The 12,112-nt window shown below is 35.2% G+C and carries 12 protein-coding genes; 4 read left to right on the forward strand and 8 right to left on the reverse strand.

What is annotated here, in order from left to right:
• Nucleotides 1-61 precede the first annotated feature (61 nt).
• Entirely contained in the window at nt 62-2,443 is a 2,382-nt protein-coding gene (locus ATE47_RS11610) for an outer membrane beta-barrel family protein (RefSeq protein ID WP_062162126.1), read from the forward strand.
• A 110-nt stretch (nt 2,444-2,553) separates the two neighbouring features.
• Here the strand turns inward: ATE47_RS11610 and ATE47_RS11615 are convergent, their stop codons facing one another.
• Nucleotides 2,554-3,582, reverse strand: a complete 1,029-nt coding sequence (locus ATE47_RS11615; protein WP_062162127.1) for a lysylphosphatidylglycerol synthase transmembrane domain-containing protein — start codon at nt 3,580-3,582, stop codon at nt 2,554-2,556.
• Nucleotides 3,583-3,586: 4 nt separating this feature from the next.
• Nucleotides 3,587-3,937 carry an aspartate 1-decarboxylase gene (panD, locus tag ATE47_RS11620; protein ID WP_062162128.1) on the reverse strand — a complete coding sequence of 117 codons (351 nt, stop codon included), beginning with the start codon at nt 3,935-3,937 and terminating at the stop codon, nt 3,587-3,589.
• A gap of 399 nt (nt 3,938-4,336) precedes the next feature.
• Between panD and ATE47_RS11625 the strand changes: the two genes are divergently transcribed.
• Nucleotides 4,337-4,627: an HU family DNA-binding protein gene (locus ATE47_RS11625; protein ID WP_062162129.1), complete on the forward strand. Its 291-nt coding sequence runs from the start codon at nt 4,337-4,339 to the stop codon at nt 4,625-4,627.
• A 168-nt stretch (nt 4,628-4,795) separates the two neighbouring features.
• Here the strand turns inward: ATE47_RS11625 and pdxH are convergent, their stop codons facing one another.
• Nucleotides 4,796-5,440 (reverse strand): pyridoxamine 5'-phosphate oxidase, encoded by a 645-nt coding sequence (pdxH, locus tag ATE47_RS11630; protein ID WP_062162130.1) that lies wholly within the window; start codon nt 5,438-5,440, stop codon nt 4,796-4,798.
• 24 nt (nt 5,441-5,464) lie between these two features.
• Here pdxH and ATE47_RS11635 point away from each other — a divergent pair, with 24 nt between their 5' ends.
• Together ATE47_RS11635 and ATE47_RS11640 are read left to right on the forward strand one after the other, a co-directional pair.
• A complete protein-coding gene (locus ATE47_RS11635) occupies nt 5,465-6,013 on the forward strand; it encodes a YqgE/AlgH family protein (protein WP_062162131.1) in 549 nt (182 codons plus the stop codon).
• A 109-nt stretch (nt 6,014-6,122) separates the two neighbouring features.
• Nucleotides 6,123-6,707: an N-acetylmuramoyl-L-alanine amidase family protein gene (locus ATE47_RS11640; RefSeq protein ID WP_062162132.1), complete on the forward strand. Its 585-nt coding sequence runs from the start codon at nt 6,123-6,125 to the stop codon at nt 6,705-6,707.
• Between the two features lie 80 nt (nt 6,708-6,787).
• Here the strand turns inward: ATE47_RS11640 and ATE47_RS11645 are convergent, their stop codons facing one another.
• From ATE47_RS11645 to ATE47_RS11665, 5 genes are all read right to left on the reverse strand, one after another.
• Nucleotides 6,788-7,597 carry an aminotransferase class IV gene (locus tag ATE47_RS11645; protein ID WP_062163533.1) on the reverse strand — a complete coding sequence of 270 codons (810 nt, stop codon included), beginning with the start codon at nt 7,595-7,597 and terminating at the stop codon, nt 6,788-6,790.
• A 78-nt stretch (nt 7,598-7,675) separates the two neighbouring features.
• Complete coding sequence (locus ATE47_RS11650; protein WP_062163534.1) at nt 7,676-8,062, reverse strand: START-like domain-containing protein; 387 nt, start codon at nt 8,060-8,062, stop codon at nt 7,676-7,678.
• Nucleotides 8,063-8,248: 186 nt separating this feature from the next.
• Nucleotides 8,249-9,430, reverse strand: a complete 1,182-nt coding sequence (locus ATE47_RS11655; protein WP_442857066.1) for an aspartate aminotransferase family protein — start codon at nt 9,428-9,430, stop codon at nt 8,249-8,251.
• A 450-nt stretch (nt 9,431-9,880) separates the two neighbouring features.
• Nucleotides 9,881-11,620 (reverse strand): OstA-like protein, encoded by a 1,740-nt coding sequence (locus ATE47_RS11660; protein WP_062162133.1) that lies wholly within the window; start codon nt 11,618-11,620, stop codon nt 9,881-9,883.
• 3 nt (nt 11,621-11,623) lie between these two features.
• Nucleotides 11,624-12,097 carry a Fur family transcriptional regulator gene (locus ATE47_RS11665; RefSeq protein WP_062162134.1) on the reverse strand — a complete coding sequence of 158 codons (474 nt, stop codon included), beginning with the start codon at nt 12,095-12,097 and terminating at the stop codon, nt 11,624-11,626.
• Nucleotides 12,098-12,112 lie beyond the last annotated feature (15 nt).

Here is a 12,112-nt window from a genome sequence, read left to right on the forward strand (position 1 = left end):
AATAGTTTTAAAAGTATGTAATATCACCACGCATTGAATTGTCTTAATGTAAATATTATATATGACCCGAAAACTCATTTTCCTTTTTAGTCTTGTCGCATCTGCTTTTGCTTTTGCACAGAGTGTCGAAGGAAACATTACAGACAAAGAAAATAAGCCATCTCCTGAAACTGAAATCCTGATCACAAAAGAGAATGAAAAATTTTCTGCTATTACAGACGAAAATGGGACATTTAAAATCCCTTTAAAAGAAAATGGAAATTATTTACTTGAAATCATCAAAGACGGCGTAAAAACTTATAGTGAAAAAATATCTATTAAAGGAAACTTCAAAAAAAACATCCAGATCAAGGAAACTCCCGTCGCAGAACAGAAAATTGAAGGCGTAACAGTCACTGCAAAGAAAAAATTATTCGAAAGAAAAGTAGACCGGCTTGTTTTTAATGTTGAAAATTCGGTGGCTTCACAGGGAATTGATGCGATTGAAGCGCTAGCAAAAACTCCTATGGTGCGTGCGACAGACGATGCCATTTCTATCGCAGGGAAAAGCAATGTAGCAGTGATGGTGAATGACAGATTGCTGAATTTGTCCGGTCAGGAACTTATTAATTACTTAAAAACTTTGCGCTCGGACGATATTGCAAGAATTGAAGTGATCACCACTCCACCTGCAAAATACGAAGCTGAAGGAAAAAGCGGTCTCATCAATATTATCCTTAAAAAAAATACAAATAAAGGCTGGAACGGATCTCTACAGACTTCAGGAACCTATTACTGGGGAAGGCCTACCGTCTCTACAAGAAGTGGCGCGAGCTTTAATTATCAGGGAAATAAGCTTTCTCTGACTGCCAATTTATCTACAGGAGACAATTTTTGGGAAAACAAGTCTTACAATTATCTTTCCGGTAAAAACGGATATACAAACTACTGGAACACAAATACAAACAGCACAAACAATTACCGATACAAAGGAGGAAATGTAAAGGCAGAATATAAAATAAACGATAAAAATCTTGTGGGAATCAACTACAATTATTCTTACAGCAACCCGATTGAAAAAGGTGAAAGTATTACGAAAATCTTCAATGATGAAGGCCTGTTGAACGTGGCTTCAAATTATGAAAATAGAAACAAAAGGAATACTCACAACGCAACCGCTTTTTATGATATAAAACTGGATACGTTGGGAAGCAAGCTAAGTCTTTCTGTCAATATGATGCTGAATAATTCTAATGCCAGAAACTTTTACAACACCATTACAGACGAGACAATTTCCACTTTTGCCAACCCCATCAGCAAGTATAGAATTTTCTCCGGACAGGCAGATTTGGAGAAAACTTTTTCTAAAATAAAAACAGAATCAGGAGTAAAATATACCAGGATAAAGAACGATTCTAAATTTAATTTCTTTAATATCGAAAATAATCAGTTCATTATAAATACAGACCGAACCAACACCTTTTTCTACAACGAAGAAAATTTTGCAGCGTATGCTTCCACGAGCTTTAAAATCAATGAGAAATGGGACGCTAAAGCCGGGCTCCGTTATGAATACACAACACTGGAAGGCATTTCAATGAATGACGATAATTCCGCACAAATAAAATACGGAAAGCTCTTTCCTACCGCTTATATCAGCTATAAACCTAATGAAAACAATACTTTTTCCCTGAATTATTCAAGAAGGATCAGCCGTCCTTATTTCGGAAATTTAAATCCTTTTAAATTTTATACTTCCGAGCTTGAATACAGCACCGGGAATCCGTATCTGCTGCCTTCTTTCTCTGATAACTTTGAATTCGGATATGTGCTGAAAAATAATTTTAATGTCACTTTATATTACAATTACAATAAGGACAATTGGGACAGAATTCAGGTTGTGGAAGGAAATTTAAAATATAATATCGTAAAAAATTTCTACAACGAAAATCAAATGGGCGTTAATATCAGCTACAATTACAATAAGCTGAAATGGTTAGAATCCAATGTTTTCGTGAATGGTTTTTACGCCAAATCAAAATCTTATGATCCTTCCGCCGTAGCTGCACCGTCAGGATATGGAGCCAATTTAAATATTGACAACAATTTTTTCCTTAACAAAGAAAAAACATTGACACTCATGCTTGGTTTTTGGGGGAACATCCCGAACCGTAGCGGGAACACTTATTTCTACGGAAACGGGTCTGTCTACACCGGAATGAAGCTTAATCTGATGCAAAAAAATCTGATGATCAACCTTTATATGAATGATGTTCTCAATACCAACAGATCAAAAGGAATTGAATATTATCCTGCTTATGACGTAGAATATTTCCACAAAGGTATCACGAGAAATCTCTATCTTTCCGTGACGTATAAATTCGGGAATAATAATGTTCAGGGAGCCACAAAACAGGTCAAGTTTGAAGAGTCAAACAGAGCCGGAGGTGGGGGCGGAAATTAATTTAATAAAAATATTTCTTCTGAAAGACATAATAAAAAAAGATTAGCAGTCAGCTAATCTTTTGTCATTTATATAGATGATTTATTCAAATTAAACCATATTAAGAATAATTATTCTGCAATTTCTTTTTCGGCAACAGCAGTATTTCTTGCCTTTGCCAGCATCGGAATAGAAATCAATCCCATAATCAACATAATCACAATCTGCATCGGTAAGGAAATAAATGAATACGTAAGGCCAATTTCTCCACCTTGTTCACCACTTTTCCCCATCGAAATAAACAGCGCCATAAAGCCGTATTTCATCGCAAGATTAAAAGCCCCGATTCCTCCGCTTGCAGGAACCATCATTCCCAATGTACCGACAACAATGATTAAAAAGCCGTCTGCAAAGGTAAAGTTTGAAGTTTCCGGCAAGGCAAAACAAACCAGATAGGCCGCAAAATAATATGAAATCCAGATTCCTAATGTATAAAGAATAAACTTTCCTTTTTGTTTAAGCTTAAAAATGGACGTTAACCCTTGAAAAATCCCATCGATAAAATTGATAATTTTATTCAAAAACGGAATATTGGCGAATCTTTTTTTAAACACAAAAAACAAAACCGTTCCCACAATCAAAATTGAAACAATGAGAAGAATTTTATTGGGATTAAAATTAATTCCTGAGTTTTTATAAAAGGAATAAATTGCATCTCCCTTAAATATTAAAGTTAGCCCCAGAAAAGCGATCATACAAATAAGATCTACCACTCTTTCTAAGATAATAGTTCCGAAAGACTGATCCACGGGAACCTTTTCAACACCGTACAAAGCCGTTGCCCTGGCTACTTCTCCACTTCTGGGAATCGTAAGATTCATTAAATACCCGAAAGAAATTGACCACAGCGAATTGGAATTTGAAATATTGTGCCCCATTGGTTCCAGCATCAGATTCCAGCGGATAGCCCGGAACCAGTACGCGGAAACACCGAAACATGCAGCAAACAAAACCCACCAGTAGTTAGCTTTTGCTAAAGATTTCTGAATGACTTTAAAATCCAGGCCTTTCAGGGCAAACCATAAAAAAAAGCCTGCAAAAGCAAGCGAAATTACTATTGTAAGTATTGATTTTAAAGGATTCTTTGATTTTTTCTCCATCGAATTAAGTCAAAAGATTTGTTTTTTCGTCCGGGAAAACGATCTTTGGCTGGAAATTCTTTGCTTCTTCAGGAGTCATCTGGGCATAAGCAATGATGATAATGATGTCATCTTTCTGCACTTTTCTTGCTGCAGGGCCGTTCAGGCAAACTTCTCCCGATTTTCTTTTTCCTTTAATGATATAAGTGTCGAAACGCTCACCATTATTTACATTTACAATATAAACTCTTTCACCGACAACCAGTCCGGCAGCTTCAATAAGATCTTCGTCGATCGTAATACTCCCAATATAATTAAGGTCTGAAGCCGTAACTCGTACCCTGTGAATCTTAGACTTAAAAACTTCTATTAACATGGTGCAAATTTATTAATAAAAATTTATAAAAACGGCTTTTAAAATGATTTTAAAACTAACAGATACACAGTGATTTAATTTTATTAAAAATAATTTTAACTGGATTTACTTACCAAATTTACAATCATATCATTAAATCAATTAATACTTCATATATAATTTAGGATTTAATAAATGTAAGAAATAATTTTACAATTTTCATAAAGTCAATACACATAAGCATTTGGCATGATTTTAGTAACGGGTAACGTAGATTTTTCGTAAAAAGTGGAATTATCATATTTTAACCATTTTCAGCCAAAATCAAAAAAATTATACATATTTTTATAAAAAAATTGCACATTTAGAAAATAGTATTATATTTGCTATAATTACGAACTAACTTTAATATTAAAAATTATGAACAAGTCTGAATTAATCGACGCAATCGCAAAAGATGCAGGTATCACTAAAGTTGCAGCTAAAGCTGCTTTAGAATCTTTCATTGGTAACGTAACTTCTACTTTAAAGAAAAAAGACGGAAAAGTTTCTTTAGTAGGATTCGGGACTTTCTCAGTAGCTGAGAGAGCTGCTAGACAAGGTATCAACCCTGCAACTAAAAAACCAATCAAAATTGCTGCTAAAAAAGTTGCTAAATTCAAAGCTGGAGCTGATCTTTCAAACGCAGTTTCCGGTGTTAAGAAAAAATAATCATTCAGATTAAAAAAATTAAGAGGCTGTTTCCATAGAAGCAGCCTCTTGCATTATACACACTTTGAGATGCTTCGGCTTCGCTCAGCATGACATATCTAATACTAACTGTTTTTGCAGTGTTCTTATAGCGATGCCATGCTGAGCGAAGCCAAAGGATCTCAAGTTTTACGGAGCCAATCGGGCGATCTTCCAATCCAATCCATCAATCAGCTCATAAACAATCCTGTCATGCAAACGGTTTGGTCTTCCCTGCCAAAACTCTATTTCGTAAGGTTTTGCAATGTAGCCTCCCCAATTTTCCGGTCTTGGAACTTCCTTGTTTTCGTATTCTTTTTCCAGATCTTTCAGTTTTTTTTCCAAAAATTCCCGGTTCGGAATTTCCTCGCTTTGTGGTGAAACTGCCGCCCCCAACTGACTTCCCTTCGGTCTTGAATGAAAATATCCATCACTGAGATTTTCTGCGATACGCTCCAAATCAGCTTTAATGATAATTTGACGTTCCAGATTCGGCCAAAAAAAATGGAGACAAGCCTTATGTGTTTTTTCTATAGATTGTCCTTTTTTACTTTTATAATTGGTATAAAATATAAAGCCTTCATAGGTATAAGCTTTAAGCAAAACCATTCTTGTACGCGGACAGCCGTCATCTTCCACGGTAGAAATCGCCATTGCATTCGCCTCAGAAATGTTCGGGTTTTCGGTGGCTTCTAAAAACCAATGACGAAATTGCTCTATGGGGTTTTGTTTTATCTCACTTTCAATAAGTTGGGATTTCTCGTACACTTTTCTCTTGTCGTGCAGGTTTTCCATAAATATTTTTTATTAAATTTGAGTATGAATTACTCATACAAAGGTAAAATATTAATTTCCACACCTGACATCTCCGGCGATATTTTTTCCAGATCGGTAGTCTTGGTTATTGAACATAACGAACACGGGGCATTTGGTTTAATATTAAATAAAAAAAACAGCCAAATGAGTAGTAAGTTCAAAAATTTTTTCGACTTTAAAATAGAAGTCTATGATGGCGGACCTGTGGAAAATGACAAAGTTTTCTTTATCGTAAAAGGAAAAAAAGTGACGGAAGCTTATAAGGAAATTACTTCTGAGTTTTATTTAACGGAAGACATCGAAAATATTATCAGTGCGGTGCTTAGTAAAGAAATCAGTATTGATGATATCAAGATTTTCTCAGGATATTCCGGATGGACGTCCATGCAGTTGGATGAGGAAATTCAGCGAAAAGTATGGACTGTTGTGGAGGTATACAACCTTGATTATACATTACCGAATGACCAGACATTGTGGAAATCCATCATGCAGAACCTTGGCGGAGAGTATTTGTTATGGGCAAATTCGCCTGAAGATATTTCTTTAAATTAAAGAGAAAAAAGTATTCATTTCAAGGTGAAAAATTTTAACAAACTTTAAGAATCCGTTAACCAATTTTAAGCAAAGAATTTACGTTATTTGTCTAACCAAATTCACGGAAATGAAAGGAACTAAATTTTTTGCTCTGGCACTGTTTTCTACAGCATTTTTATCCTTTACTCCTATCAACAAGAAATACATTGTTATAGATGCCGGTCATGGCGGAAATGATATGGGAGCGGTCCGAAATGATATCTCTGAAAAAAATATTGTTTTGAATATTGGAAAAGAGATTCAAAAATTCAATCATACACAAGACAAATACGAAATAATTTTAACGAGGGATAATGACAGCTATATAAAACTGGCTGACAGAACGGATCTTATCAATAAGCTAAATCCCGAAATGGTTATTTCCCTTCATATTAACAGTAGTCCTCAACCTGAATCTACCCAACAGGGGCAGGAAATTTTTACTCAAAATTCTGAAGGTTCGAAAAGCTTAGCCGGAAAAATTTCACAGAAGTTTACTCCGAGCTCTATAATCGAACAGAAAAATCTTCATCTTTTAAGAGAATCTAAAGCTCCCACTGTAGTTGTAGAGCTTGGCTACCTTAATAATACAAAAGAGAGAGAATACCTGACAAGTGAAAAGGGTCAAAAAGAAATCGCACAAAAATTTGTTGAGATTTTCAACGAATACTAAATAAGAAACAATTTCTGATTATTCAGAATAAAACCCGGTAAAGGACTTTTGGAACTTTGTTGTTTACCGGGTTTGTCAATTTAAAAACTTCCTTTCCAACCTGCTATCAATTCTAAGAAGCGGGAATTTCCAAAAGTTTTATTTCTTATCTTACCTACAGAAAATATGCCTTTCTCATCAGAAATCAATAGAATTTCTTCGGCTTTTTGAGATTCAAAGGCTATAATCTCGTGTTCCTGGATATCTGCAAGCTTATTTTTATGTAAAAAAGTGACAAAATTTTCCATTAAAGGAGAAATGTAAGCTCCTTCAGTTTGTTTTGGAACCTTAATAATATCGTTTTCTAAAAACAAAAGATTTCCGGAAGTGGCACGGGCAATTCTTTTATTGGGGTTTAACAAAATAACGTCATCAAGATCGTTTTCCTGTGCATAAATCCCGCCGTAAATATTTTCCGGGCTATGTACCCGAATATTGCTTAAAAGGTTGTTATTAACGTTTATTTCCTTAATTAAGTCCAATTCCAAAGGTCTTTCATGAACTGTAAGAATATCGCCCATTTCCGTAACTTCATAGAAGTAAGAAACAGATGATTTTGATAAGGTAATTCCGTCCGTATTTCTAAAAACCTGAAAGTTGATAATTCCGTTGCTTACTCCTTTCCCGTCAATAACATCTTTCTGAAAAAGGGCCTGAAAAAACTCGAGGGTATACGTGAGCGGAATATTCAGTCTCATTTTTCTCATGGACGCCATCAGGAAGAAATAACATTCTTCATCCATGATCAATTGGCCATTTCTTACAAAAAAAGAAACCTTCACTGCGTCACCCAAAAGGAACGCTCTGTTCTTTACATTTAATTCGTCTGATGTAAAATATTGATTTTCCAATTTTAAATCTGATTTATTTATAAAAAAATAATGAACGATAAATCGTTCATCAGTTTTATCACTCAACAGGGCTTACGGTTACGCTGCACCCAATTTTATTCTAAGGTTTTCGATAAGGTTTTCCCAATACATTGCATTTTCTTCTTCATCACCTTCTTCGCAGAAATCTGTAATATTAAGAGCCAGATCTTCTGTAATATCATCAATCACGATAGTCATCTCAAAGAAGTGTTTGGTACCTTCATCTTCTTCCCATCTGAAACGAACGAAACCTTCCGGTTTATACCTAATTAAAGTAGCCTTCTCAGCAGGCCCTCCGCCCCAGCTGAAAAAAAAGTCATCACCTTTCTCTGTCACATCATCCGCAAACCATTCAGACAATCCCTCCGCAGTCGCCAGATATTCATATAAAATCTCTGATAAACAATGCATTGGAAATTCGTAATGGACTTTATGTTTCGCCATATAATCTTTGTTTTTATCGTCCCGCAATATATAAATTAATTTTTTTATTACACAAAAATGTATTTACTTTTTTACATAATCTTCATGATATTTATCACAGGTTTTCAAATATTTGTTGAACCTTATTTTTAATGTTAATCTAATGTTTCGCATAAGAAAAACCCTTCACATTTGAAGGATTATATTTTAATTTTCATCTAAAGCTTCAAGAATAACTTTACAGCCTTCCCTGATTTCGTCTAGAGAAATTGTTAGCGGCGGGGAGATTCTCAGGTATTCATTTCTGTATAGCTGCCAGAAAACGATCAAGCCCTTGTCCATACATTTTTTTGCAATATGCAAGGTATATTCCGGTGAGCCGAGGTTTACGGCTAACATTAATCCTTTCCCGTTAATATTTTTAATTTTAGGATGCACTAAAAGTTCTCTGTACAGCTTTTCTTTTTCATCCACCTCATTCATTAAGCCGCTTTCCACCACTTCTTTTAAAGTGGCATAACTTGATGCTGCAATCAAAGGATTTCCGCCAAAAGTGGTGATATGACCCAACTTTGGGGAATGAGCCAGGGATTCCATAATTGCTCTTGAACTCATGAACGCTCCTACAGGAACTCCGCCTCCCATTCCTTTTCCCATGACCAAAATATCGGGGACGATTCCGTAATGCTCGAAAGAGAATAATTTTCCGGTTCTTCCGAATCCAGGTTGAATTTCGTCAAGAATCAGTAAAGCGCCTACTTCTTCACATCTTTTTTTAAGTGCGATCAAATAATCATCATCAGGAACAAGAAAACCGGCCGCCCCCTGAATAGTTTCCAAAATTACACAGGCTGTTTTTTCCGTGATTTTAGACAGATCATTTTTATTATTGAATTCTATGAAGCTCACCATAGGCAACAACGGGCGGAATTCTCTTTTATGAGCCTCATTTCCCGAAACACTCAGAGCACCGTGTGTATTTCCGTGATAGGAATCTTTGAAAGAAATAATCTCCTCTCTTCCTGTGTATCTTTTTGCTAATTTTAAGCTTCCGTCGATGGCTTCGGCACCACTATTCACCAAATACGTAATTTCTAAAGGATCTGGTGTAACTTCGGCTAATAATTTACATAAAGCTACCGGTTTTTCCTGTGCATATTCTCCGTAAACCATTACATGGAGATATTTTTCCGCCTGCTCTTTTATCGCATTTACAATCTTTGGATGAGAATGCCCTAATGTATTAGCAGAAACTCCGGCTACAAAATCCAGGTATTTTTTTCCGTCTTTTCCGTAGATATAACTTCCTTCAGCTTTTTCAACTTCAAAACCGGCCGCAAACTTTGTGGTCTGAGCCTGATATATATAAAAGTCCTTTTGCAATTCCATTTTCGTGAAAATTTTAGTAAAACTAAAAAACATTAACGAGACATCGAAATATTCTCGATAGAATAAAAAAATCGCTCCCAATTTAGAACCGAGAGCGAACCACCAAATCACAAAATATTAATATAGTTTTTTATCACTTATTGATGTTTTAAATATATATAAAAAATTAATTCAAAGTATTGATTTATCAAAAAATATTTGAATTTTATATAAAAATATTAAATCAATCACCCGTGATATGAACATTCATCAATGAAAACACCATTCAGATAAGGATTGAACTTTCACTACCCTTTGAATAAACCCAATGAAAAAGTTTTCAACATTAACAGATAAACAGCAATTACAAGACCTGATTTCAAGGGAGTTTATAAAAAATAATTCACCATTCTTAATTAAAAAATGGTGAATTATTATATTTCGGTTTAAAAAACAGAGCAAAAAGGTGAATTATCTTCGTACCCGTTTTGGTTTTTTAGCTTCTTCTTTAGCCTTTTCCTTTTCAATAACTTCCTGAGCCTGGTTATATAGTGTATCGTCGGATTCATATTTTATTTCCGGATAATTCGGTGTATCGACAAGGATATCCTGCCATTTCATAATCCGGTCTTTTGTATTCCAATTAAAATCAGGAAACTTTCTTCTTGCCGGTTCAATTTTACTCATCGGATAAGTATCTGAAGTTGCGCCAATATTACATTCAACAACATATAAAGCTTTTTCTTCAAAAAGCGCATCAATAATCCCGCAGGAAGTCAATGAGATCCCAATTCTTTCTTTTTCTTTCGTTTCTGCATTTACATCATCAGAATAAGTAATGGCCTGTGCATTTCCGATGACTTTAGCTTCTTTTATATTGTTATCTTCCCCATAATATACCGTCATCAATCTGCCTTTCACTTGGTTGAATTCATCCTTCATACTTAGGGAATCCACTTTGCTGATGGCAAAAGCATTTCCTATCACCTTCAAAGAATCAATACTTTCTTTTTGGGTGTCAAAGTAGGCCTCGACCTTATCTCCAGTCACTTGTTTTCCGTCACTCCAGAGAATTGGTTCTCGGTACATGTGCATTACTCCGTCTGTTTCATTAAAAGCAATAGAATCTGCCCTGCCCTGCGCATTTGATTTATACATTCTTGCTTTTCTAAAAGCCCTGAGGAAGCTTTTCTTTTTTCTAATATTTGCTGAATCCGGCTTCTGGAAAGAAATAATTTTTTCTGCCGCAAAATACATGGAATCCTTCTCCAAAGCTTTCACCGCGTACGGATTTTTGGTCATCATCGCAGAATCTTTCTTTTCAAAAATCTCTCCGTATCCGCCTTTTATCCACCTTCTTTCATTAGGATCATCCAGGGTTACATTTCCTGTAGCCTTCCCAAAACCGGTAAGCTGATTATAGTACATATCATCGCCGGTAAGAATTTTATCATTATAAAAAATCTTGGAATTTTTCTTCAGATAAGCCTCTTTGGAATTCATATTGTAAGTTCCTCTTTCCGTATATACCCGGTTTTTGGGATTATCACGACGTGTAATTGTTGTAGGACCGAAAAACTCGGCAACTTTTGTATTCTGATTTTGCTTAATATTAACCCCTTCCACAATATAGTCAGGATTATCAATTTTTACATTTCCTACAAAGTCAATTAATTTTGTGTCAAGAAAATACGTTGCAGATTTTGTGTACATGGTACTCTGTCCGTCGGTAATGGTTCCTCCTGTATTAAAATATGCCTGGTTTGAAAGCCTGTCATAATACATTATGTCCGTTCTGATCGTCTGTTTTGGGTCGGTAAGAACTACATTTTTCCTGGCGATTCCTTTTTGGGTATTTCCGTCGTATTCCATTTCCTCTGCCGTGATTACGGAGCCGTCAGGGTTTTGAAGCTTTACATTACCTATTGCTTTTACAAAATTTTGATCCTGATAAAATATGACCAAATCGGCATTCAAAATCGAACCCTGGTGTTCAAACTGAACATTTCCCACAAAATAATTGTTCCCATCATACTTATCATCCTTTCTTAGCTCATCGGAATGAACATGCTTTACCTTATCCGCAGGCGGAGCATTGGTTTTGGGAGTGGCTGTGGGTGTAAAATACGGATCCTTCTGCAAAGGTTTTGGCTTGTCCTGAGCAAATGTAAACGTGGAAATAAAAATTAATAGAACAAAAATTAGCCTCATTGATTAATCATTCTTAGTGCCATAAAAATACAGCGAATGAGAATCAATTTTTACGCCAAATGCTTCTTCAATTGCTTCTTTGATACCTTGAATTCTTGGATCGCAAAACTCAATAATCTCTTGTATCTCCTTGTCTGAATCTTTTTTGTAAATCACCAAATGGTCATGCTGCTTATCAAAATAAGATTTTTCGTAAGAGGAAGACGTCAGAGTTTTTTCCCCGAACTGATGCTTACGGATAAGCCCCGCATCAAGGAAAATCTCAATAGTATTGTAAATAGTAGCTTTGGAAACGTGATATTTTTTCTGCATCATCAGCAGATATAGATCATCAACATTGAAGTGATGATCCATATTATAAATCTCTTCTAATATCGTATATCGTTCTGGAGTGTTCCTGAAACCTTTTTCTAGTAAATAGTTTCTTAGAACATCTTTTATTAACGCAATATTTTTTTCTTTTTGTACAGTATCCATCAAAAAAATTATCTA

The sequence above is a fragment of the Chryseobacterium sp. IHB B 17019 genome, from assembly GCF_001456155.1.
Taxonomy (GTDB): Bacteria; Bacteroidota; Bacteroidia; order Flavobacteriales; family Weeksellaceae; genus Chryseobacterium.

What these genes read in the sequence shown, in the direction of transcription:
- ATE47_RS11610 (WP_062162126.1), top strand. Translation starts at nt 62, where the DNA reads ATGACCCGAAAACTCATTTTCCTTTTTAGTCTTGTCGCATCTGCTTTT.
- ATE47_RS11615 (WP_062162127.1), bottom strand. Translation starts at nt 3,582, where the DNA reads ATGGAGAAAAAATCAAAGAATCCTTTAAAATCAATACTTACAATAGTA.
- panD (WP_062162128.1), bottom strand. Translation starts at nt 3,937, where the DNA reads ATGTTAATAGAAGTTTTTAAGTCTAAGATTCACAGGGTACGAGTTACG.
- ATE47_RS11625 (WP_062162129.1), top strand. Translation starts at nt 4,337, where the DNA reads ATGAACAAGTCTGAATTAATCGACGCAATCGCAAAAGATGCAGGTATC.
- pdxH (WP_062162130.1), bottom strand. Translation starts at nt 5,440, where the DNA reads ATGGAAAACCTGCACGACAAGAGAAAAGTGTACGAGAAATCCCAACTT.
- ATE47_RS11635 (WP_062162131.1), top strand. Translation starts at nt 5,465, where the DNA reads ATGAATTACTCATACAAAGGTAAAATATTAATTTCCACACCTGACATC.
- ATE47_RS11640 (WP_062162132.1), top strand. Translation starts at nt 6,123, where the DNA reads ATGAAAGGAACTAAATTTTTTGCTCTGGCACTGTTTTCTACAGCATTT.
- ATE47_RS11650 (WP_062163534.1), bottom strand. Translation starts at nt 8,062, where the DNA reads ATGGCGAAACATAAAGTCCATTACGAATTTCCAATGCATTGTTTATCA.
- ATE47_RS11655 (WP_442857066.1), bottom strand. Translation starts at nt 9,430, where the DNA reads ATGGAATTGCAAAAGGACTTTTATATATATCAGGCTCAGACCACAAAG.
- ATE47_RS11660 (WP_062162133.1), bottom strand. Translation starts at nt 11,620, where the DNA reads ATGAGGCTAATTTTTGTTCTATTAATTTTTATTTCCACGTTTACATTT.
- ATE47_RS11665 (WP_062162134.1), bottom strand. Translation starts at nt 12,097, where the DNA reads ATGGATACTGTACAAAAAGAAAAAAATATTGCGTTAATAAAAGATGTT.